At 55.9% G+C, this 22,312-nt stretch carries 17 protein-coding genes and 4 pseudogenes; 10 read left to right on the forward strand and 11 right to left on the reverse strand.

All coding sequences use genetic code 11. The annotated features are described in order from the left end of the window. Window positions 1-10: 10 nt before the first annotated feature. A complete protein-coding gene (locus ACR0IM_RS23325; RefSeq protein ID WP_480596108.1) occupies window positions 11-541 on the reverse strand; it encodes a gluconate 2-dehydrogenase subunit 3 family protein in 531 nt (176 codons plus the stop codon). A gap of 308 nt (window positions 542-849) precedes the next feature. Beyond that, window positions 850-1,212, reverse strand: coding sequence for an antibiotic biosynthesis monooxygenase (locus ACR0IM_RS23330; protein ID WP_480596107.1), 363 nt, complete (start codon window positions 1,210-1,212; stop codon window positions 850-852). 211 nt (window positions 1,213-1,423) lie between these two features. Here ACR0IM_RS23330 and ACR0IM_RS23335 point away from each other — a divergent pair, with 211 nt between their 5' ends. After that, entirely contained in the window at window positions 1,424-1,993 is a 570-nt protein-coding gene (locus ACR0IM_RS23335; protein ID WP_480596105.1) for a DJ-1/PfpI family protein, read from the forward strand. 70 nt (window positions 1,994-2,063) lie between these two features. On the opposite strand, the pseudogene ACR0IM_RS23340 reads toward ACR0IM_RS23335, so the two are convergent. Continuing rightward, window positions 2,064-2,568 (reverse strand): annotated as a pseudogene (locus ACR0IM_RS23340) (DDE-type integrase/transposase/recombinase). A gap of 364 nt (window positions 2,569-2,932) precedes the next feature. Between ACR0IM_RS23340 and ACR0IM_RS23345 the strand changes: the two are divergent. The 3 genes from ACR0IM_RS23345 to ACR0IM_RS23355 are packed head-to-tail and all read left to right on the forward strand — an operon-like array spanning window position 2,933 to window position 7,618. Next, window positions 2,933-3,415: a calcium-binding protein gene (locus tag ACR0IM_RS23345; RefSeq protein ID WP_480596102.1), complete on the forward strand. Its 483-nt coding sequence runs from the start codon at window positions 2,933-2,935 to the stop codon at window positions 3,413-3,415. Further along, window positions 3,360-4,457 (forward strand): efflux RND transporter periplasmic adaptor subunit, encoded by a 1,098-nt coding sequence (locus ACR0IM_RS23350; RefSeq protein ID WP_480683370.1) that lies wholly within the window; start codon window positions 3,360-3,362, stop codon window positions 4,455-4,457. The genes ACR0IM_RS23345 and ACR0IM_RS23350 overlap by 56 nt, the downstream gene beginning before the upstream one ends. Window positions 4,458-4,513: 56 nt before the next feature. Then, a complete protein-coding gene (locus tag ACR0IM_RS23355; RefSeq protein ID WP_480683360.1) occupies window positions 4,514-7,618 on the forward strand; it encodes an efflux RND transporter permease subunit in 3,105 nt (1,034 codons plus the stop codon). A 121-nt stretch (window positions 7,619-7,739) separates the two neighbouring features. On the opposite strand, the pseudogene ACR0IM_RS23360 reads toward ACR0IM_RS23355, so the two are convergent. Together ACR0IM_RS23360 and ACR0IM_RS23365 are read right to left on the reverse strand one after the other, a co-directional pair. Further along, a pseudogene (locus tag ACR0IM_RS23360) lies at window positions 7,740-8,427 on the reverse strand (IS6 family transposase). A 48-nt stretch (window positions 8,428-8,475) separates the two neighbouring features. After that, window positions 8,476-9,420: a PDR/VanB family oxidoreductase gene (locus ACR0IM_RS23365; RefSeq protein ID WP_480683361.1), complete on the reverse strand. Its 945-nt coding sequence runs from the start codon at window positions 9,418-9,420 to the stop codon at window positions 8,476-8,478. Between the two features lie 187 nt (window positions 9,421-9,607). On the opposite strand from ACR0IM_RS23365, the gene ACR0IM_RS23370 reads away from it, so the two are divergent. From ACR0IM_RS23370 to ACR0IM_RS23395, 6 genes are all read left to right on the forward strand, one after another. Further along, window positions 9,608-10,513, forward strand: coding sequence for a LysR substrate-binding domain-containing protein (locus ACR0IM_RS23370; protein WP_480596094.1), 906 nt, complete (start codon window positions 9,608-9,610; stop codon window positions 10,511-10,513). A gap of 102 nt (window positions 10,514-10,615) precedes the next feature. Next, entirely contained in the window at window positions 10,616-11,773 is a 1,158-nt protein-coding gene (locus ACR0IM_RS23375; protein ID WP_480683363.1) for an aromatic ring-hydroxylating oxygenase subunit alpha, read from the forward strand. Continuing rightward, the gene (locus tag ACR0IM_RS23380; RefSeq protein ID WP_480683364.1) at window positions 11,770-12,927 is read left to right on the forward strand and encodes an aldehyde dehydrogenase family protein; all 1,158 of its coding nucleotides are present in this window, start codon (window positions 11,770-11,772) and stop codon (window positions 12,925-12,927) included. The genes ACR0IM_RS23375 and ACR0IM_RS23380 overlap by 4 nt, the downstream gene beginning before the upstream one ends. Then, window positions 12,869-13,015 (forward strand): hypothetical protein, encoded by a 147-nt coding sequence (locus tag ACR0IM_RS23385; RefSeq protein ID WP_480596149.1) that lies wholly within the window; start codon window positions 12,869-12,871, stop codon window positions 13,013-13,015. The genes ACR0IM_RS23380 and ACR0IM_RS23385 overlap by 59 nt, the downstream gene beginning before the upstream one ends. Next, complete coding sequence (locus tag ACR0IM_RS23390; RefSeq protein ID WP_480683365.1) at window positions 12,997-13,236, forward strand: hypothetical protein; 240 nt, start codon at window positions 12,997-12,999, stop codon at window positions 13,234-13,236. The genes ACR0IM_RS23385 and ACR0IM_RS23390 overlap by 19 nt, the downstream gene beginning before the upstream one ends. A 165-nt stretch (window positions 13,237-13,401) precedes the next feature. Then, window positions 13,402-15,822 carry a GcvT family protein gene (locus ACR0IM_RS23395; RefSeq protein ID WP_480683366.1) on the forward strand — a complete coding sequence of 807 codons (2,421 nt, stop codon included), beginning with the start codon at window positions 13,402-13,404 and terminating at the stop codon, window positions 15,820-15,822. Window positions 15,823-15,870: 48 nt separating this feature from the next. Here ACR0IM_RS23395 and ACR0IM_RS23400 read toward each other — a convergent pair whose 3' ends face one another. The 6 genes and pseudogenes from ACR0IM_RS23400 to ACR0IM_RS23425 form a co-directional block, all read right to left on the reverse strand. Continuing rightward, window positions 15,871-16,119, reverse strand: coding sequence for a hypothetical protein (locus tag ACR0IM_RS23400; protein WP_480683367.1), 249 nt, complete (start codon window positions 16,117-16,119; stop codon window positions 15,871-15,873). A gap of 19 nt (window positions 16,120-16,138) precedes the next feature. After that, window positions 16,139-16,604 (reverse strand): annotated as a pseudogene (locus ACR0IM_RS23405) (IS5 family transposase); the annotation flags it as partial. A gap of 524 nt (window positions 16,605-17,128) precedes the next feature. Continuing rightward, window positions 17,129-19,057, reverse strand: a complete 1,929-nt coding sequence (locus ACR0IM_RS23410; RefSeq protein ID WP_480683368.1) for a lanthionine synthetase LanC family protein — start codon at window positions 19,055-19,057, stop codon at window positions 17,129-17,131. Window positions 19,058-19,473: 416 nt separating this feature from the next. Next, window positions 19,474-20,517, reverse strand: a complete 1,044-nt coding sequence (locus ACR0IM_RS23415; RefSeq protein WP_480683369.1) for a phosphotransferase family protein — start codon at window positions 20,515-20,517, stop codon at window positions 19,474-19,476. Window positions 20,518-20,564: 47 nt separating this feature from the next. Further along, on the reverse strand, window positions 20,565-21,092 hold the full coding sequence (locus tag ACR0IM_RS23420; RefSeq protein WP_480596065.1) for a hypothetical protein: 528 nt from the start codon (window positions 21,090-21,092) through the stop codon (window positions 20,565-20,567). Window positions 21,093-21,628: 536 nt separating this feature from the next. Continuing rightward, window positions 21,629-22,312, reverse strand: a pseudogene (locus ACR0IM_RS23425) (integrase core domain-containing protein); the annotation flags it as partial.

Consider the following 22,312-nt stretch of genomic DNA (forward strand, 5'->3'; position numbering starts at 1 on the left):
GGTCAATTCGTTACCAGGGTCGCGGTGGCTGAATATGCGCCAGATAGGGGATGTTCAGATCCGAAAACCCCGCCTGCGTGCCATAAACCACATCCACCGCGTCACTTCGTGAAATGAAATAGAAGAAATTCGGATCCGGGTCGGTCCAGATCTGCATATCCGAGGTTACGGCCGCCTCAACCAATTCCATCTTCTGACTCTTGGTTATTTGGACAAATGGCAGGTTAAACCGGTGGGTACATTCCTGCTCGATTCCGGCGAGACCCAGACGGTAAAACCCCGCCATGTCGCTGGCATTGAGGTACCGCAAGAGCAGTAGCGACGAAGCCCGATCTCCTGCAAGGCTTTGATCGACAAACTTTGCCACCCCGGCGTCTCCTGCACCCGGCACGATAGTTGAACACCAGGCAGCCAGAATCTCCATTTCCTTTACCGTTAGTACTTTGTTGTTCTCACGTTCGACGGTTTTTGCCTCCGCATTTTTGGACAGGCTGCGCATCCAGATGCTTGTCCCGAATGTGGTTGGAAGAATACGAGTCAAAAAACGGCGTCTTCCCATCATTTGATCCGTTCCCGCCTATCGCAAGTGGGGCTTTCCATTGTCGCAGTCGTGCGGTTTTTGTCAAATTCCAAAGCTTTGCCGGTGTTGAAACTGAAAAAACTGGACTGCCGTGAACCAGCAACTCAAGCAGCATCGGATTGGTTTCCCCTAACACAGGTGCAGGATCAAAGGGTCGCACCCACAAAAAGGGAGCAGGCGTCCACGTCTTCTTTGGGCCTGAAAACACGGCCCTCACGATGATGGGCTAAGCATTACGGCCTTGGCATCAATCAAACAGTCAAACCCGTCTACCGCCGAAACCCAAACTCGGTCTCATAGAATCTCGGAGACATCTCGCTGAACAAATCGCGCAGTTTTTCAAGCTCAGCCCTAGGACCATGCAACTCTACCCCGGTTATCTCGACCAAGGCTTGTGTCCTTTCAAAGATGTGTGTGCCCAATTCCATATGGCGGATCACTGCGTCAGCGCTCTCGTAATCTTCGCGTGAAGCGGCCGTCCCATCCTTGCCAAAACTGTAGGCCGACGCCACATGGCCAGGTTCCTGACTGCGCAGTTCTATCATTTCCGCACAGTTTTTTCGAAATGCCTCCGCATTCGCTGCGGATACGGAAAAACAGCCAACGACGGTAACAATCTGTGGAACGGACATAATACTTCCTCCAAAAACCAGTTTAAATCATCCGTCGTCAGAATAGGCGGAGTCCGACCTGCCTTCAAAAACAAAACTGCTTGAAGGCTGACCCGGTAAGATTGCTTAGGTCACAGGACCGAAGGATGTGGATGTTTGATGACTCAGCTACGTTGCATGTCCATAGTGTTCCCTATACGTTCCTTCCTGCGATTCTAAGGGGCACAGCAAAATGGTGAAAGTTGCGCTGATACTTACAGACGAGTTCGCTGACTGGGAGTACGCCTTGATAGGTGGTATCGGCGGTTCATTTTATGGGCTCAATGTGATGTACTTCTCTCCTACTCCAGGGCAATTGATCTCGATGGGCGGATTGACAGTTGTTGTCTCCAAAGGATTGAGCGATCTGGTCGATTGGCAACCGGATGTAGTGGCAGTTATTGGTGGCACCGTGTGGGATTCTGATACCGCGCCGGACATTTCGGACATGCTTGTGGCTCAAAATGAAAAAGGCGTTCCAATAGGGGGGATTTGTGGTGGCACCCTAGCCCTGGCCAGATCTGGATTGCTGAACGAGAAGCCGCATACTTCAAACGATACCGAGTTTTTAGTCAAGAATGCCGAGGGATATGATGGCGTATCGCACTACGTTCAAAGTGCTTCGGCGGTCTCAGCAGATCGACTTATTACCGCTTCTGGAACAGCGCCTGTGAGTTTTGCTGCCGCGATCTTTGAAGCAGCCGGTGTTCCACAAGAAACCGTTTCTCAGTTTATCGAATTGATTACGGCTGAGCACAATTGAATGCACGCAGTCGCAACAATAGTATCGATAGCGGCCTCAACGAGGCCTAGGGTCAGGACTCGTTCTTGTTTCATAGCCAAAAAATGACAACTGCGGCGAGAGCGACGGCAGACAGGCGAAAGCGGGGGGGCCGGAACATGATGTTCCCTTGGTCGTGAGCGGAAAGGTACCTTTGGGCATGTCCCGGAGATTTGAAGCGACCCATCAGCTTTTTGGGTTTTTTCGCCGGCCGGTGCGATCCTTCAGCCCGATTGTTCAACCCCGTGTGCGCCCGGTGGTCGGCGCCCGGACATAGTTCTCTGATTGGCTTGACGTAGCTACGCAGTTTGTCGGTGACGATGACACGCGGTTCGCCGAACCGATCGGTCAGTTGTTTGAGAAAACGACTGGCGACCAATAAGTTTGATCCAATGCCGTACACTTTCCCGACTGACGGTCACGCCACGCCAAGCGAACAGATCCTCAACGTCAGCCGTGCTGACTGCATACCGGTGATACGCCCAAACCGTACAGGCCATGATTTCGCGACGAAAGCGGAAGCCTTTCAGGCGAGGCATGGTCGTCGATCTCTTCATCCACATCGGTTAGTCCGGTCCACGGCGGGAAACAACTTGGCAATGCCAACCAGGTCATCCGCTTGGCTTCGACAGTAACCCCCTGCGGAAACTGGAGGAGAGATTAGTAAGCAAATTCCAAACCGACGGAGTCGTCTAATCAGGGAACAACTGCACGGATGGCGTCGGACTGACAGGGTTGGTGACCGGGGCAACAGGCCTTGGCTTCAACCCATTGCTGAACCCGGAAATCTTCACCGGACGTCAGCCCAATAACGGGTTCGACTATGCCAATTTCCTGCTTGGGTAACTGGGCGTTCTAAACGGCAACGGCGAGATCGGTACCTTTGGCTCGGATGCCCTGACCGGCACGCGCGACAAGGGCATGATCCCGGGCCGCGAGGGCAACGATTTTGTCAAAGGCGACCGGGGCGATGGTCGGATATCGGGCGGCAGCGGCAACGACCTGTTGAAAGGTGGGAGCGGAAAGGACTTGATTGCAGATGGCGCCGGGAAAAATAGGTCTTCCGGCGGGCGAAGCGACAACGTGTTCGAATATGCACAGTGGCATGTGAAGGCGGGAAGTGGACGAGCCGAGGATAAAAAGTTTATTGCCTTTCTCAGTAAGGAATTTATGGGAAGGAAGTGCGTTGCAGAATTCCACCTGATGGATTTCCAATCTGTGCCGCCTAGCTGGAACAATTGCCTACACGCGGCACAGCCCCAGACGCCGCTCATATCACGACCATTTTTTTGGATAACAACACCGAACGGAGATGCGAAAAATGCTCAGAACCCGAGCCTTCCTGCTTATGTCATTGACTGCATTGCTTTCCGGTTTGGCATCATTGGCCACTGCGCAATCTAACAATCCTGTGCCGGTGACCGTTATAACTCTGGAAGCACAGGACGTGACCCTGTTTTCGGAATTGCCGGGCCGCGTTGCCGCGTTGGGTGTGGCAGAAGTCAGGCCACAGGTGTCCGGGATCGTTGTCGAGCGTCTGTTTCAGGAAGGCAGTACCGTTCAGGAAGGTGATGCGATGTATCGCATCGACGACGACGTCTATGACGCACAGGTCCAGCAGGCCACCGCAAGCGTTGCTCAGGCCGAGGCTCGGTTGACCGCTGCTGAAAAGGAAGAAAAGCGCGTGGCCGAGTTGTTGCTGCGCAACGTGGCCAGCCAACAGGCGGTTGACAGTGCCGTGGCAGAGCGCGACGCGGCCAAGGCCGCGTTGCTGGTGGCACAGGCTCAGTTGCAAACCGCAAAGATCGACCTGCAACACACAACGATCCGCGCGCCCCTTTCCGGCCGCGTAGGCCGTGCGCTGGCCACGCAAGGCGCGCTGGTGACCGCACAACAGGCTGAACCGCTGGCCGTGATCCGGCAGATCGATCGTGTCTATGTGGACGTTGCCGTTTCCACTCAGGATGTGTTGCGTTTCAATCGGGCCGTTGCATCGCAGACGGCAGCGTTGCAGATGATTGACCCGACGGTGACGGTGTCGTTGGCGGATGGATCGACCTTTGATCAGACCGGTACGGTCCTTGCGGCAGAGCCGCAAGTGGACCCGCAGACTGGTGTTTCGGTACTTCGGATTGAATTCCCGAACCCCAACCAGATTGTCCTGCCGGGCATGTATGTCACCGCGCATCTGCCGGTCGAAGTTTTGCGGGGCGCAGTGCTTGCACCGCAGCAGGGCGTCGCGCGCAACCGGCGCGGTCAGCCGACGGCGATGGTGGTAGACGACAACAACACCGTCATCGAACGGATCCTTACGGTCCGGGGCACCGAGGGCAACAAATGGATCGTGACGGACGGACTTGAAGCCGGCGACCGCCTGATCGTTGCGGGGCTGCAAAAGATAGGGGTCGGCGCGACGGTTGCGCCAACCGAGGAACCGGAGTCCTGAACCGCGCTGATGGACTGCAGCGCTCAGCCTCCCGCAACCAGATGTGAAAGTTCCCCATGGCACGTTTCTTTATCGACCGACCTGTATTTGCATGGGTCATTTCCATCCTGCTGATGGGCATCGGCACTTTGGCTGTCTTCAACTTGCCGGTGGCACAATATCCGCAAATCGCGCCACCCACAGTCGAGGTTAGCGCCTCCTACTCCGGCGCCTCGGCCCAGACCGTAAACAATACCGTAACTCAGGTGATCGAGGAACAGATGACCGGGCTCGACGGGCTACGATACATCAGCTCGTCTTCTACATCGACCGGGTCTTCAACGGTGACGCTGACCTTTGAAACCGGAACCGACCCGGACATTGCGCAGGTGCAGGTTCAGAACAAGCTAAGTCAGGCGACGCCGCTGCTGCCGGAAATCGTTCAACGTCAGGGTGTTGTCGTCGAAAAATCCTCGGGCGGGTTCCTTCTGGTGGCGGCGCTTGTTTCGACCGACGATCGCCTCGATGCTGTGGATTTGTCAGACTACATGGTATCGAACATGGTCGATGAATTCAGCCGCCTGGAGGGTGTCGGCAACGTTCAGGTCTTTGGCGCGCAATATGCGATGCGGGTCTGGCTGAACCCAGAACAACTGGCCGCATTTGAGCTGACGCCCACGGATATCGTACAGGCCGTTTCGGAAGAAAACGCTCAGGTCTCGGCGGGGTCTTTCGGCGCTTTGCCTGCGGTCGAGGGGCAAGCCCTTAACGCCACGATCACAGCGCAGTCGCTGCTGTCGACGCCGGAAGACTTTGAACAGATCGTGGTGCGCGCAGAAACCGACGGCGGGCTTGTTCTGCTGCGTGATGTGGCGCGGGTGGAGATAGGAGCCGAAAGCTATACCACATCCGCCTGGTTCAACGGCAAGCCCACCGCGGGTATGGCGATCCGGCTAGCCTCGGGTGCCAACGCACTCGATACAGCCGAGCGCGTGAAGCACAAGCTGGACGAAGTCTCCGCTTTTTTCCCGGACGGCGTAGAGTATGTTGTACCTTACGACACCACCCCCTTTGTCGAGATCTCGATTGAAGAAGTCGTCCACACGCTGATCGAGGCGATCGTTCTGGTCTTCCTCGTCATGTTCCTGTTTCTGCAGAGCTTGCGCGCAACGATTATTCCGACCCTCGCTGTGCCGGTCGTGCTGTTGGGGACATTTGCGATCATCTCGATCTTTGGGTTCACGATCAACACACTAACCATGCTTGCAATGGTTCTGGCCATCGGTCTGCTGGTGGATGACGCCATCGTCGTGGTCGAAAACGTCGAACGGATCATGGAGGAAGAGGGACTTTCCCCCTACGAGGCCACCAAGAAATCCATGGGTCAGATTACCGGTGCATTGGTCGGCATCGCCTTGGTGCTGTCGGCAGTGTTCATCCCGATGGCGTTCTTCGGTGGCTCCACCGGGGTAATTTACCAGCAATTCTCGATCACCATCGTCTCGGCCATGATGCTGTCAGTTGTGGTTGCGCTGACCTTGACACCCGCCCTGTGCGCGACGCTTTTGCGCAAACCCGACCATGACAAACGCGATCGCGGCCTGTTCGGAGGGTTCAACCGCGGGTTCGACCGGCTGACAGAAAGCTATTCGTCACTGGTCGGATTCTCGATCCGACGTCCGCTGCGCGTGGGGCTTATCTATCTGCTGATCGGTGCTGCCATGGTATTTCTGTTTGCCCGCACGCCGACCGGGTTTTTGCCCGAAGAGGATCAGGGCATCCTTTTCACTCTGGTCCAGGGGCCGACGGGCTCTACCGCTGAGGCGACTGAGGGCGTGCTAGAACAAATTGAGCAGTATTATTTGGAGAATGAGACTGAAAACGTCGTTTCTGTCTTTACCGTGCGTGGCTTCAGCTTCGCCGGGCAGGGCCAAAACATGGGTATTGCGTTCATCAGCCTGAAGGATTGGGACGAACGAAATACCCCTGATCGAAGCGCTCAAGCCATTGCGGGTCGGGCCTTTGGAGCATTCTCGCAAATTCAGGAAGCGTTTGTGTTCCCCATTGTTCCCCCTGCGGTGATCGAACTTGGTAACGTCAGCGGCTTTGACTTTTATTTGCAGGCCCGTGACGGCCAAAGCCATGAAGAGCTGGTACAGGCGAGAAATCAACTGATGGGTCTTGCGGGGCAAAGTGAGAAAATCGCCTCGATCCGTCCCAACGGGCTTGAGGACGCGGCCCAGTTCAACATCAATCTGGACTGGCGCGCCGCAGGTGCAATGGGCCTCTCTGCGCAGGAAGTGGGTGAGCTTTTATCGGTGGCCTGGGCTGGGCGCTATGTGAACGACTTTCTGGACCGGGGCCGGATCAAACGCGTCTATGTTCAGGGGGATGCACCCTATCGCATGGTCCCCGAAGATATCGAGGCCTGGCGGGTCCGCAATGATTCAGGTGGTCTTGTGCCGCTGTCCAACTTTTCTTCCGCGAACTGGCAATTCGGTCCGCAGGGTCTGTACCGCTATAATGGTGTTTCGGCCATTCAGTTGCAGGGCAGCCCTGCGCCAGGGTTCACCACCGGTGAAGCCATGGCCGAGATTGAGGCGCTGGCGCAGCAATTGCCGCCGGGCTACCAGATCGCTTGGACGGGCCTGTCACTGGAGGAGCGGGAGTCCGGGGATCAGGCAGGGATGCTCTATGCCCTGTCACTTGCCGCCGTGTTCCTGTGTCTTGCGGCGCTCTACGAAAGCTGGACCATTCCTTTCGCCGTGATGCTGGCCATGCCGATCGGCGTGACCGGATCGCTGGTAGGGGCCTGGCTGGGTGGGTTCGAAAACGGCGTTTATTTCCAGGTCGCACTGCTGACGGTGATTGGTCTGACCGGCAAGAACGCGATCCTGATCGTTGAGTTCGCCCGCGACAAGGTCGTAGCTGGAGAACCCTTGTTGCAAGCCGTCAAGGACGCGGCGCATCAGCGGTTCAGGCCCATTCTGATGACCTCGATGGCGTTCTCTCTGGGTGTTCTGCCGTTGGTCCTGTCTTCGGGCGCGGGCGCCGGGGGACGAACGGCAATGGGATCGGGTGTGATGGGCGGCGTTATCTCGGCCACCGTGCTGGGCGTGGTCTTTGTGCCGGTCTTCTTCGTGATGATCTACCGCGTGGCCAGACGTGTCGCCACCGAATGAAAAAGCTACCCAGTTTTTTGAGCAGCGCCAATCGGCCACGACTGTCAGGGAGGCATTGCCAAGTTGTTTGGCGGCGGTTGAAAAGTACCGAAGACGGCACAGTAGGTGGTCAACTCGAGGGCTAGCCATTCCAAAGATCGTGGGCACCCGATCCGGCGTGGCGGTACGAGTTGGCGGAAAGGCGATAGCGGCGGGGGCGGAGCATGGTGTTCCTCTGGTCGTGAGCGGATTGGAACCTTTGAGCATGTCTCGGAGATTTGAAGCGGTCCATCAGCTTTTTGCGTTTTTGCGCCGGCCGGCGCGATCCTTCAGCCCGAGTGTTTGATCCCGTGTGCGCCGATGGTCAGCGCCCGGACATAATTCTTTGATCGGCTTGAGGTAACTGCGCAGTTTGTCGGTGACGATGACACGCAGATCGCCGAACCGGTCGATCAGTCGTTTCAAAAACGTCAGGCGGCTTTCGCATTGCATTGCCTCTGCACCAGGATATCGAGCACGTTGCCATTGGCATCAACCGCCCGCCAGATTCAAAATCTTTCACCGCCCATCGAGATGACAACCTCGTCCAGATGCCACTTGTCAGCAGCCGCAGACCTGTCGCACCTGATGCGATCGGCGAAACGGCGGCCAACACGGTTGATCCAATGCCGGACACTTTCCCGACTAACGGTCACGCTGCGCTCGGCGAGCAGATCCTCGACTCCAACCGTTCTGAGTGCAAATCGGTGATACGCCCAAACCGCATAGGCGATGATTTCGCGACGAAAACTAAAGCCTTTCAGGCGAGGCATGATCATTGGTCTCTTCATCCGCATCGGTTAGTCCAGTCTACAGCAGGGAGCAACTTGGCAATGCCGCTACAGCGCCAATACGAGACGGTCGGATTTTGCCCGTGACACACAGGTGCAGAGATAGCTGTTCGTAGACTGCTCCTCAGGGGTCAGAATGTCATCGCGATGATCCACTTCACCTTTAACAACATCGACCATGCACGACCCGCAGAGTCCTTCGGAGCAGCCGAAATCCACATGGACACCGTTGGCTTTGAGTACGTCGAGGATCGTTTCGTCCTGTGACACCGTGTAGACAACCCCGGTGGACTGAACCTCGATCTCAAAGCTGTAATTGGGCGCGTGCTCGATATCCGACACGGCAGCGAACCGTTCGAAGTGGATCGCACCACCGCGCAGGGCGGTGCCAGACTCCAACACGGCGTTCAGCATCGGCTCGGGGCCGCAGGTATAGACATCAGCACCCATCGGCATGGATTGCATCACCAGCGCCAGATCGAACGGACCATCGGTATCGTCGCAATGCAGGTGATACCATTCATCCAGACCCAGCGCGCGGAACTGATTGTCCATTGCGGCGTAGTCCCGAGAGCGTACAAGGTAGTAGACCCGAAAATCCTGCCCCCGGTTCAATAATTCGCGCGCCATTGCCACCAGCGGGGTTGCCCCGATCCCGCCAGCGATCAGAGTAACGTGGCAATCATGGCTTTCCAGTGGGAAATGATTGCGAGGACCGCCTACGGCAATCTCGGTACCCTCTTCCATGTCGTGCATGGCCCGCGAGCCGCCGCGACCATCATCCTCGCGTTTTACGGCAACGTTGATCATGCGCCCGTCCTGGCTCCAACTCCATAATGAGTATTGGCGCACCAGATCATCGCTCAGGTGAACATCCACATGGGCGCCGGGCTCAAGGCCAGTTAACCGACCTCCAAGGATTTCGAAGCAGAAATCTGATGTATCCGGGCTCAGTTCAGTTTTTCGGACAAGGCGAGCGACTTGTGTGTTCATCTGGTTTTCCATCACGTGTTTGTCGGTATGCCCTGCAGGTATCCAAACTCGTGTTCGGCGCCTGGTAATTCTGGGCGTGAAAACGGGCCGTGCCAAAGCTGCAGAAAAAAACATAGTTTTCAATTGCAAAATTTCTCATATTCGGTTGAAACGAGCTCAAGCTAAACTTCAACGCAACGTAGCCCCGATGTCACGACGCCATTACAACCTGCCCCCTCTTGCCACGCTGTCCGCCTTTGAAGCGGCGGCACGTCATCTGAGTTTTAAGGACGCTGCAAGCGAGTTATCCGTCACCCCAGGCGCCGTGAGCCATCAGATCAAGGCGCTGGAGACCGACCTGAGCGCGCGTTTGTTCATACGCAAGCATAGAGGTGTTGAACTTACCGAAGATGGCGCGGCTCTCTATGAGGTTCTGGGCACATCTTTCCTCAAGGTGTCAAAGGTTCTGGAACAAGTCCGCAGTGGTGATTCCGAAAACCACGCCACCGTGGGGTCGAGCACCGCAGTTGCCGCCTTATGGCTATCCCCGTCCGTTATCCGGTTCTGGCAGGAACATCCGCACGTGAAAGTGAATCAGATGGCGCAGGACACATCTTTTGCCGACCGCCCCGACCTGGATTTCTTTATCCGCTACGGGCAGGATCCAAATTCCTCATTGCCGCACACAAAACTCTATCGCGATACCCTGACACCGGTGTGCAGCCCCGAATTGGCCGCTAAGTTGAAGGGCGCCAGTCTCAGCGACCTGACAGAGCACCGCCTGATCCATCTGGAAACCAGGGACAATACCTGGACCACCTGGCCGGAATGGTTTCACGAACTTGGGTTTACCGGCAACATACCGGCGCAATCGCGGGTCAACAGTTACGCGCTGGCCCTGCAAGTGGCGCGCAAAGGGGCTGGCCTCGCGCTGGGGTGGAAGCGACTGATTCAACCGATGCTCAGCTCGGGAAAGTTAGTGGCGCTTGAGAAGTTCAGTATTCCGGCCCCAAACAATTTCTATCTGGTGGGGCGCGAGGATGAACAACTTCCCGAAGGTGCGCTGGCCCTAAAGAACTGGCTGCTAGACGAAGTTCAAGGCGGATCGGTTTAGCCAGTCTCACGTATCGGTTAGGTTTTTTGGTATTGAAGACGGACCTGTTGCGCTGCCAATGGGGAAGAAATCCAAAGCTACAGACACACTCAGGAGTGACCGATGAACAAGCATGCATCGCTTTCGTCCGTTCTAACCCCGGTAAACACAGCCAAGGGACTGCCGAACGAGCACTATATCGACCCCGCCGTTTTTGCCGAAGAACGGGAGTCGGTCTTGTTTGCCAACTGGTCCGGTATCGGTTTTGGCAAGGACATCCCCGAGGCAGGCGACGCGAAACCGGTCGACTTCCTGGGAATGCCCATCCTGATGGTCCGCAACCGCAATGGTGAGATCGGCGTGTTCCAGAACACCTGCCGTCACCGTGGTATGATCTTGGTCGACAAGCCTCAGAAAATCCGAGGCGCAATCCGCTGCCCTTATCATAGCTGGTGCTATGGCCTTAATGGCGAGCTGCGCACAGCGCCCCATGTAGGCGGCCCCGGCCAGAACACCCACGAAGATCTGGATTTTGCTGAACTGGGCCTAATGCGCATTCGGTCATACGTCTGGCGCGACGTAATTTTCGTAAATCTAGACGGTAACGCGCCCGAGTTCGAAGAGGTTCACGGCGAGTTGATGGAGCGCTGGAAAGAGTTCGAACAACCGATGCATCATGGCGGTGCCGGTGCCTCGGTGCATCTGGAACTGGACGCGAATTGGAAACTGGCTGTTGAGAACTTTTGTGAAAGCTACCATCTGCCGTGGGTTCACCCCGGTCTGAACAGCTATTCCCGCCTGGAAGATCACTACAACATCAACGAGTTGGGCAAATACTCTGGTCAGGGCACCTATGTGTATCGCCAGTTCGAAGGTCAGGATGGTGAGAAACTGAACGATTTCCAAGGTCTCAGCGAAAAATGGAGGGAAGGCGCGGAATACATCGTCGTCTATCCGAACGTCATGCTGGGTGTTCAGCGCGACCACGGCTTTGCCTTTATCCTCGAGCCGGTAACACAGGAAAAGACCATCGAGCATATAGAGCTCTATTATGCTCAGAAACCAGAAGACGCGCCCCAGCACGAGGCACTGCGGGCCAAGAACTCGGCGCTGTGGAACACCGTGTTTCAGGAAGACGTGTTCGTTGTTGAGGGAATGCAAAAGGGCCGTCACGGCGTTCTATTCGACGGTGGCCGCTTCTCTCCTGCCATGGACGGTCCGACCCACTGCTTCCACCACTGGGTGGCGACTCAGGTCGAAAAAGGCCGCGCCGGAGCATGAGCGGCTTTCTGAACGACGGCCTGGCCAGAAACTATCTGGCCGGATCGTGTGTTGAATGCGAAAAGGACGCTGCCATTGCAATTGAATATTCCGGCAATCAGGATCATGTGGCGGGTTTCGCGCAGGCGAGCGAGGACACCCTGGCCCCAACGCTGGAAGCAGCGCGGTATGAATTCTCCGTAGCAACACAGTACTTCGAATACTACGGCGGCGTGACCGAAAAGATCGAAGGCAAATCGATCCCCTTGGGTCCAAACTATACCGACAATACATTTTTCGAACCCTACGGGGTGTCGGCACAGATCGTGCCGTGGAGCTTCCCGGTGTCCATTGCGGGCCGGTCGTCGGCACTATCAAAGGCGGCGGGCAATTCGACCATCACCAAAATTGCCGGAACTGAATCCGATCGGTCTGGCCACGCCGAGCGTGGCACTGGAGCGTGCAGAGGTGCCCGCAGGCACTGTGTCGGACCTAAATGGCATCCGCTGGGAACTGGACAAAAAGCTGGTGGCGAGTTCCCAGGTAGATCAGGTCGTTCTACCGCCGTGGATTCCACGGGTCAGCACATCCAGCGGTCGGCGGCCAATAACGTGATCCCGTCACTGATGGAGCTGGGTGGCAAATCCACCGCTGTCGCCCTGAACGAAGCTAATTTGGGCACGCTGATTTCTAGCCTGCAAAGCGGTATCTATTATAATGCCGGTCTGGTCTGCTCGGCCATGGCCCGGGGGATGGCGCATCGCTCTATCTATGACGTGTCGATCGAGCGCGCCGCAGACCTGGTCAATGGCTTAAGCGTCGGAAATAGCATCCACCGTCCGTCAGGTCGGTGTCCGCTTCGCAGCGGGTGGCGCGCGTCTGAATCGCAACGGCTACATCATGGCTCCAATCAATCTAGCCGAAGTCGACCCCTCCAGCGGAGTGGTGCAAGAAGAGATCCTGGCCCCGTCAGCTGCTTTACCCCCATCGAGACCGAGGCCGAGGCTTTCACCACGGCCAACGGTACCGGGTACGGGCTGGTCGCAGGCATTTTTGCCCGCAATCTGTCGGGTGACAAGCAAGCTGCGGGCCAGTCAGGTCTTTGTCAAAGATTGTATCGCAGTTGGCATCTCGACCCGGTTCGGGGGTGTGGGCAATTCGGGCTTCGGGCGTGAAAAAGGGCTTGAGGCACTTTATAACTACGTCCGCACCAAAAACATTGCGATTTCACTGAAAGGCAGACCATGGATCTGGACGAGCTAGATATACAATTGCTGCGGGCACATGCGGACTATGATGCGCCCGCGCTGATCCACCTGTACCAAGAAGCGGCAAATCAAGCTGGGCTGCGGCAGGACCACGATGCGGCCTGTTTCTACCTGACCCATGCCTTCGTCTTTGCGCTTGAATACGGCGCTCCCGAGGCGGATGAATTGAATCAAAAACTCGTTGCACGCGGTCGTGCGCATCGTCTGGAGTTTTGAGAAGGTCGCAGCGTCGTGCACCCGCACTCTGACGAATTGCTTTCGTTTTGATTTCCCCGATCCATGAGTTTAACCAACCTCACCCCACCTTGAATTTTGTGGACATTGCCGATGACGCCCGGATCGTGAAAGAAACCCACGACACAAAACGCGCGAGATAACAAAATGCGAACAGAAGCTCAGGCCGTGGTCATCGGTGGCGGTGTAATCGGGTGCTCAATTCTATATCACTTGACCAAGTTGGGGTGGTCGGATGTGGTTCTGCTTGAACGGGATGAGTTGACCTCAGGCTCAACCTGGCACGCGGCGGCGAACATCCACGGGCTGCATGACAGCACCAATATCAGCCGTATCCAGCATTATACGATGAACCTGTATAAGGCGCTGGAGGAAGAGACAGGTCAAAGCTGCGGCGTGTTCCAGCCCGGCTCACTGTACCTGGCCCAGACCGAAGAGCGTGAGCATCAGCTGAAGCTGCAGGCGGCCAAGGCCAAGCTTTATGGCATGAACTTCTATGAGATCAGCATCGAAGAGGCGCAGCGCCTGAACCCACTGGTCAATTACGATGGCATTCGTTGCGTGATGTTCGAACCCGATGGCGGCAATGTCGACCCGTCGGGCGTGACCAACGCCTATGCCGTCGGCGCGCGCCAGCGCGGTGCCGAAATTCACCGCTTTACCCCTGTCACCGCAACCGAACAGCAGGACGACGGCCTCTGGATCGTCAAAACCCCCAAAGGCGACATCAAAACACCGTGGGTGGTGAACGCTGCTGGCCTGTGGGGCCGTGAAGTTGCGAAACTCGCCGGGATCGATCTGCCGCTGCAGCCGACCGAGCACCAGTACTTCGTGACCGAAGCGATGTCGGACGTTCAGGCCCACGGCACCCGCCTGCCCTCGGTCTCGGATCGCGATGGTGAATACTATCTGCGTCAGGAAGGCAACGGCCTGCTGGTCGGTGCTTATGAGAAGGACATGAAGTTTTGGGCCGAGGACGGAACGCCGCTGGACTTTGCCCATGACCTGTTCCCCGACGATCTGGAGCGCATCGAAAAAAATATGATGAATGCCATCGAGCGCCTACCCGCTGTGGGAAAGGCCGGGATCAAGCGAGTTATCAACGGCCCGATGATTTGGTCACCAGATTCCAATGTTCTGATGGGACCGGTCCCTGAAGTTGACGGCTATTTCTGCTGTAACGGCATCATCCCAGGCTTCTCACAGTCCGGTGGCATGGGTCTGATGGCAGCGCAGTGGATCATCGAGGGCGAAACCGAATACGACATGTTCGCCTGGGACATGGCGCGGTTTGACCGCTGGGCCACAAAAGAATTCACCAAGGCCAAAGTACAGGATCAATACGCACACCGCTTTGCCATCCATTTTCCGAACGAAGAGCGCAGCGCAGGCCGTCCGGCCCGTGTGCGCCCGATCTACGAGACCCAAAAAGCGATGGGTGCCGTCTTTGGGCAGAACGTCGGCTGGGAACATCCGCTGTGGTTTGCAGACAATCCCGGCATTGTGGACACCAACGGCTTTACCCGTCAGAACTGGTGGGGACCTGTGGGCGAGGAATGCAGGATGCTGCGCGACCGCGCCGGCATCATCGATATCTCGAACTTTGCCAAATATAGCTGCAAGGGCCCGGGTGCCGCGGACTGGCTGAACGCCATCTTCGCCAACAACATGCCCAGGGCGGTGGGTCGTTCCTGCTTGACCCCGCTGATCTCGAAACGTGGTGGTATCGCAGGTGACTTCACCGTCACCCGCTTGGCCGAGGATGAGTTCTGGATCATCGGCTCGGGCATGGCCGAACGCTATCACAAGCGGTTCTTCAAACAGGTTCCTCTGCCCGAAGGCACAACCTTCGAAAGCATGACCGAAGCCATGTGCGGGTTCAACGTCGCCGGTCCCAAATCGCGCAAAATCCTGCAACAGCTGACCGACGCATCACTGGCAACCGAGGATTTCCCGTTCATGCGTTCGGCCATGATCGAACTGGCGGGTGTTGAGGTTCTGGCGCTGCGCGTGTCCTTCACCGGCGATCTGGGGTGGGAACTGCACTGCCCGACCGAAAACCAGGCGCGCCTGTATGATGCGCTGATCGAGGCGGGCAAAGAGTTCGGAGCGGGCCCCGTCGGCAGCCGCGCGCTGATGTCTATGCGCGTCGAAAAGGGCTATGGTTCGTGGAGCCGCGAATACAGTCCGGAATACTGGCCACACGAAGTCGGCTTGGACCGTTTGTGCAAGTTCGACAAGGATTTTCTGAATAAAGACGCCGCGCAGAAGGTTCTGGAAAACTTGGCGCGTGAACAATTGGTTCTTTTGCGTCTGGACGAGGCCGGCGTGACCGCCTCCAACGCCGATGCAACCGGTGGCGAGCCAATCTTCAAGGACGGCGAAGGCATAGGGCGTGTGACCTCTGGCACATATGGCTATACTGTCGGCATGTCGCTGGCCTTGGGGTTCGTCAAAAATGCTCAGCCAGGAGATGAGGTTGAGGTCATGGTACTCGGGCGCCCACACAAGGCGGTTATCCTGCACGAGCCGCCCTTTGATGCAGCGGGTAAAGTGCTGCGGGGCTAACCCAATCCTAATGAAGAACGCACCAGCCGGATCGGCTGGCGCGTTTTATTAGTACGTAGAGCCTTTTTCTGAGGCGCGATTGAACGCCTGACCCAGCTCGTCTACCACGCTATCGACATCTTCCGTCGACAGGCGCATCCGTCGCACCATACGCAAGCGGCATTGACAGGCGTCCGATTTCGATAGGATGATCGCGCTTTCACGCGTGGCCGCGAAAATGGCAGCGTTGCTCTGCGGGTCTGGCTTTGTGATCTTGCGGTCCGTGACCACTTCAAAGGCCAGCATCCGATCGAGCACAGCGGATAGCCGTTTCTGATGCCCTGGCCCCAGCACAATCGCCAACTTGGCCGGCGGAGATGAAGAACCGAATTGGGCGGCCAACGCTGTCGGTAATGGCGTGAAGCTTTGCGTTCATTCCACCCTTGGTCCTACCGATCAGACTGCCACGCACCACCTTTTTCACCCGCAGGCTTGAGGCAGTGCGGTGCACTTTGAGGTATGTTGCGTCGATCATGATCGTCTTGTGATCCGTATCTTCAGCAGCCAATCCTTCCATGATCCGAGCGAACACACCCATGTTGCTCCACCGCTTCCATCGGTTGTACAGCGTCTTTGGCGGTCCATATTCGCGAGGTGCTTCGGACACCGCAACCCATTGCGGTTTATGAAGATAATCCCGCTCAAAGCACGCTGGTCGTTAACCCTTGGCTTGCATGGCTCTTCGGAAAGTAAGGCTGAAGACGCCACATTTGTTCGTCAGTCAGACAGAATAGATGGCTCAGTGCACACCCCTGAAATTCAGGGCGTGACTCACGCAGTCGAGATCACGGCAACCATTTTAATGGGTCCACATCCTAGTTTCCATTTTTTAGCAGCTAATGATGGATGGTAGGTTTCAGAAAGAGGAGTACGGCACGGGGTTTCAAGAAGAGCATATTAACTTCGAAAATAGTAAAATTTCAAAACTTGGACTAATCCTTGGGTTTCTCTAACCCAATCTCTTTGACACATTCGGCCAAAAATGTTCATCGACTAGAAACTGCTTGATATTGCCTGCTTGTCAAATCCTAATTGGGAGAAGGTGGTGCCTTGCCTCTCAGGAAGCCGTTTCGCGTGTGCAGTCACTCCAAAGGCTGAAGGGCGTGACGGTATGATTTGGCGTAGAAACGATGCAAAAGAATGCTGCGTCAGAAATATCTGCAATTGCACAAATACGCTTTGTGCGACAACCGTGAGATCAACATCCTCGGTTTTTTTCAAGCGCACTGAATGTGCCGGTCCGGGGAAGTTGCATCGCAGCGCCTGCTCACTCAGCCAAAGGCAGCTCAGGGCCGACCACAAATATCGGATGCTTGGTATTGAATCGGCCGAGGCCCAAAATATCAGGCACGGTGTGCGTCATTCGACGAAGCGCAAAAACGCCGATTCCGGTCAATCCTAGCATTAATCCAGGACCCATAGAGGTAATGCCGTTAGTAGGCTTCCCTTTCTCCGCAGCGTCCAAGTGCTTTGACAAGACTAGATGAATACGACGCAAGATGTCGTCACTCTCCGGCAGTACTATTCCCAATCTTGCTGACAGCGACATCAAGATATCAACGTTACCGCAAATGCCGTGACACAATGAAGTATCCGCCTGCATTCCTCGCGCAAGCATTTCCAAGACTGAAACGCGGATCGTTTCAAACGCCGCAGCAGCGTGCTTGCCGTAGATGGCATTGCCCGTTATCTCCTGCGCCTCGACACGAGCGAGCGCAATTCCGGGTGCTCCGTGGCACCAAAAACACGAAAAGGCGTGGGGAACACCCGTTGGCGAACGACGACGGGAAATCCCCCGATAATCCGGCCAGTTGAGCTTAGCCCGGTCAAAGTGGGCTTGCTCAAAACGGAGCGCGTCGATGCCTGCCTTTCTAAATTCATCGATTCCCGTCGCTGCGAACACTCTTAAAAGCGCCAGAGCTATTCCGGAGGAACCGTGCGACAGGCCGGTCAGTGGTAGCTCCTCCGGGTCGGCCTTCGATGTCCAGAACAGTCCATCGCGGCCGGCCTGCGCCTGTGAGATCAAGTGCCGACCAAAATTGGTCGCGCCTGCCAGCAGAGTTGGACGGGAACCCAGCGCTGCAACGGACAACAAACCTATAATCGTTCCCGCGACGCCGGACATCACATCAGCTTCGCCGCCTTCGACAGGAATGTGGGCAAGTTCTTCCGCCAGTTGGACTGCGTGCTTGCGCAGGTGCTGTTCCTCAAGCAAGGTGCCGATGCGCAGACAGGCCAATATGATCCCGGCAAACCCCGAATACAGGCCAAGACGGTCAGTACCCTCTATGGAATTGATCCGGGCAAGCGTCTGGTGCGAAGCCGCGCGGGCTGTTTCAGCGGCCAATTTATCCCCGGAAAGTGCGGCAAACTCCGATAGAAACCACGCTATGCCCGAGGTCCCTGAATAGAGATTGGGTCCAAGGGTGCGCAGTACCCGACCCTTTCCATCACTACCATGCATCGATGAGTTGGCAGCTTCGTATCCTGTCCAAGTACAGCGTTCCCCGTGGCAATGCTTGGTTGCAGTGAGCATTGCGGAAACGCGCTCGGCCAACAGCATCCAGTCGGCACAGCCCGGCGATCGGGCTCCATTGGTACGAGACCGAGTGAGTGGGCTCGACTCGACCAGCCAACCGGGGTTCGGCACACCCGGTGAATCAGCGCCCAAATAGGGGTTGCTAAGCCTCAATCCAGCATCGTCGAACCGCAAAACGATCTTGTCCAAACGGCCGGACTTGCTCGTGATACCGGCCTCATGTGCGGTCACCAATGCTTCGGCTATCAACTTGCAACGGTGAAGGCCGAAACTCTCGCCTCCACCGGGATCCTCTGCCAGCGATACGCCTCGACCGATGGCTAATGTCATTGCGGGTACCGGCCCGTAAAGATGTGGCATCAAATCCAAGTAAACCGAAGTCAGACGGTCGATTGCATCCGCAGCTGTTGCACTCTCAAGATACAGAACGGCACTATCGCATCGGTCATACCCTTCTGCGTTGTTTGCAACCTTTAACTGGAACGCGATACCGGCATCATTGAGTATACCAGTTACGCCAGCCATCAGAGCAGCGGCACCCGACTGCGCAACATTCCAGTAGCAACGCAGCAATTTAGTGCCCTCCCTCGGTTCAAGATCACCTGAAGCCAAGTAGAACCCCGGCGAAATGCCGAAATACTCTTTCGGGAACAACACTCGGGTCTCTTCGCTGTCGCCATTCGACCTGCATGACGATGCTGGCGCCCATATCGACAGCCCATTTCGCCTGACAAGACTTAGGTCATCTGTTTGGCGCTCTGTTTGCCACCCCCCTCGCCAGCAGCCGATTCCTTGATTGGCCTGCGACAGACTCTTTACGAATTCGGTCAATCCAACGTCCAAACTGCCGCCATGCCTTGTCGATGTTGGCGCTGCATGACCACGTATATAGAAATCTGAGTAGAGGCGGTGCTGGACCGAACTGACCAAAAACGATCTGAGAGTGTCCGCCCCCACTGTCTCTCGGAGATGCTTGGGTAAACCAGGAGATCGACGCCCGAACCAACTGTACCTGTAGTTCGCGTTGATCCGAAGCGCCGCAAGCAAGTCGTTGAGCTGCTGTCGATGAAGGCTCATGCGACTACACTTTGGTCAACTTGCAGATTTAGGATGTGGACGGCTGCTTCCTCCGGACGTTCGAGCATGTTTTGCGAAAGCTGCAGAAAGCAAATGATGTTCGAACTGATTTGCGACTGACCTTGGAGCTGCTCGTAGGCGAACTGAACCAGGATTGCTGCTGCATAGCGTACGATTTTTATCCGCGCTGCCGAAGCATCGACGATCCAGCGGCGACTTCGGTGCAAATACGCCGCACAAAAGGCTGACATGGATGGCTGCAGCGCCTCCAGTGGAAAACGCGCGCTGGCAAGCAGTTCTTCTGTTGGCGCCTCTCCGGCAACCGGAATGGAGTTGAGCCAAAAACGCAGGTGCTCGGCAACTATAGATGCGACATCCCAAAAGGGATCGCCGGCCTGGAACGTCTCCCAGTCGATCATTCTTAGCTGATGGGCTGAGCCAGACTCATTCTTCAGGACTATGAAGTTGTCCCATTTCAGATCGCCGTGGATCGGGCTATCTGCGCGCCATGACGACAACATTTCGCGAAAGCTGTCCGCAAAAACATCGTATTGTTGCAGTATAGTAAGAAGCTCGAGGTTTGCGGAGCAAATTTGCGAGTACATATCCAGCCGCGGCTGTGTCAGAGAAAACACCCAAGGCGGATCCGTTCGATCACTTTCCGGCACAGTAGAAGCATGCAGGTCCGCCAGAACTGACGCGACAAACCGTGCGATCCAGAGTGGGAAACGACGGCGCCTGGAAGTTTGAAATGCGGCGAGTGATTCTGCTTCTTCGAAGAATTCCAATACCAGAATATCGTTGAACTCATCGTAGAAATGGCAATTGGGCACCTTATCAGAAACTCGGGTTTTGCCGCCGCCTGCGCCAAGCCAGTCGTAGAAGCAAGCCTCGGCCGAGACTGTACTGAACCTATCCATTCGCTTGCCCTGCTTCAGGAAAAAGCCCCGCCCGGTCCCGAGAGAAAGGGCGAAATTCGAGTTGCGTCGTGATATGTCCAACACTGCCAGATCGTCATGGACGATCTGCTCATTTGTCAAAATCCCTCTTTCGAGAAGGTAAGGGATCACGCATTCCGGAGATAGCACTAGCAGCAGGCCGACAAGTTCGTTGGGCACAGGCCTTGGCTATTGTTTGGATTCGGGCATGCATTGTCGGTAGCCGTCGAAACGATCACAATAATCGTATTTGTTATAGTAATCGTAAGAATGGTTATTATGATTGTGGGATGGATGGCCGTGCCACCATCTCCTCCGATGGTGAAGCTCGACGCCACTCGTCCCATATGATCACGAGAAATCTGACCGCTGAGAAAGCCGGTCTGCGCTTGGGACGGAGTGAGCCGAGTGTGCGGCAGTTTGGCCTCGCTCTTCACCCAGAGGATACTCCCGCCAAGAGGCGCGATACGCTCGTCGATCTTTTTGCTTAGAATTATGTCATCTTCGTTGATTTCAAGGTAAGAGGTAAAAGTTGGATCCTGATACAACCTCCAGTTCCGACCCTTTATTCCCTTTCCTAGCCAGCCTGCAACCATTCGCGTTCCAGGCACATTCTCTGGATCAGAAATGACGAGTTTTGTGATTTCGTCCACGTCAATTTTTTTTGGGGCAGCCATAACAATTTTCCTTCGCGTCTCCAGTTCAAATACTTAGAAAAGTGAAAACCTAAGCCTAAGGTTCTCCAGAAAATCAAATCACGATCCCCTTCACTGAAACTCGACGGGGACCCATTAATCATAGCACAAATCAGGTCACGACGGCTTCACAGCGCCGACGCCCGGCGGAAACGTGCCGATAGAGAACACCGTCCAGGGACATCGATCTCAAATCAGATTAACGCGTTGCCGAAGAAATCCATGAGGCTATCCGGTATTGTTGGAACCGATTTGGTTCGAGACTCGCAACAGAAATTCTAGTGAGAAGGGCTGAGCCACAGCAGGATTTCAAGCAACGAGACATCGCCTTCGTCATACCCAACGGAAGTTGTTTGCCGGGTTCTTCCGTTGAGATCTAAGCCGCGTTGGTCCATTTCTGTGCGCGATCTGTGAGATTGTCCAGCCTCCTATTTTGCTGTCGCAGCGAATGGCGGATTGACGGGCCACACTACAGTGATCAGAGTGAGCGGCCTCATCTGACTGGTCCAAGTTGGAAGTTAGTGCATGGTTGGCCTGTGATCCATCGGTGTGATGGTTTCGGCGGCTGGTGGGCGATAACCCAGTAAACTTTGTGGGCGTTTTGTATTTTAGAGTCTCCTACATTGTTCGATCAGGATTTGAGCTTCGCTTGGGCTGTGGAAGACCTCACCGTTGAGCAGCTCGTCCCTGAAGCTGCCATTGACGCTTTCGCCGTATCCGTTCTCCCACGGGCTTCCAGGTTCAACGTAAGTTGTCTTGGCGCCAACGGCGGCGATCCAGTCTGGGACAGCCTGGGCGACAAATTCCGGCCCATTGTCAGATCGGATAAACTGGGTGCGCCGCGAAGTATGAACAGGTCTGTCAGGACGTCGATCACGTCGGTTGAGTTCAGCTTCTGTTTCGCCCTGATCGCCAAGCATTCCCGACTGTGTTCATCAAGGATGTTCAGGGGATGGAAGGCTTTGCCTTCATTGGTTCGGCAATGGACGAAATCGTAGCTTCAGACATGGTTGCGATGCCCTGGACGAAGCCGGATACACGATCCGTCATTTAGGTGAGCCTGCGAACGCCGACCTTTCCTCGGTTGTTTCATTGCACTTTCAGCCCCTCGCGGCAGCGCAGCGATCCTTCGACAGCCATATCGGCCGTATTGACGGGCCAGCTCGATCAGGGCGGCCACCGGTCGGTCTTCGCCTGCGCGA

The sequence above is a fragment of the Ruegeria sp. BF6 genome (assembly GCF_056538665.1).

Excerpts from the sequence above, each read along its gene's own strand:
- ACR0IM_RS23330 (WP_480596107.1), bottom strand. The coding sequence starts at position 1,212 with ATGTCCGTTCCACAGATTGTTACCGTCGTTGGCTGTTTTTCCGTATCC.
- ACR0IM_RS23335 (WP_480596105.1), top strand. The coding sequence starts at position 1,424 with ATGGTGAAAGTTGCGCTGATACTTACAGACGAGTTCGCTGACTGGGAG.
- ACR0IM_RS23345 (WP_480596102.1), top strand. The coding sequence starts at position 2,933 with ATGATCCCGGGCCGCGAGGGCAACGATTTTGTCAAAGGCGACCGGGGC.
- ACR0IM_RS23350 (WP_480683370.1), top strand. The coding sequence starts at position 3,360 with ATGTCATTGACTGCATTGCTTTCCGGTTTGGCATCATTGGCCACTGCG.
- ACR0IM_RS23355 (WP_480683360.1), top strand. The coding sequence starts at position 4,514 with ATGGCACGTTTCTTTATCGACCGACCTGTATTTGCATGGGTCATTTCC.
- ACR0IM_RS23365 (WP_480683361.1), bottom strand. The coding sequence starts at position 9,420 with ATGAACACACAAGTCGCTCGCCTTGTCCGAAAAACTGAACTGAGCCCG.
- ACR0IM_RS23370 (WP_480596094.1), top strand. The coding sequence starts at position 9,608 with ATGTCACGACGCCATTACAACCTGCCCCCTCTTGCCACGCTGTCCGCC.
- ACR0IM_RS23375 (WP_480683363.1), top strand. The coding sequence starts at position 10,616 with ATGAACAAGCATGCATCGCTTTCGTCCGTTCTAACCCCGGTAAACACA.
- ACR0IM_RS23380 (WP_480683364.1), top strand. The coding sequence starts at position 11,770 with ATGAGCGGCTTTCTGAACGACGGCCTGGCCAGAAACTATCTGGCCGGA.
- ACR0IM_RS23390 (WP_480683365.1), top strand. The coding sequence starts at position 12,997 with ATGGATCTGGACGAGCTAGATATACAATTGCTGCGGGCACATGCGGAC.
- ACR0IM_RS23395 (WP_480683366.1), top strand. The coding sequence starts at position 13,402 with ATGCGAACAGAAGCTCAGGCCGTGGTCATCGGTGGCGGTGTAATCGGG.
- ACR0IM_RS23420 (WP_480596065.1), bottom strand. The coding sequence starts at position 21,092 with ATGGCTGCCCCAAAAAAAATTGACGTGGACGAAATCACAAAACTCGTC.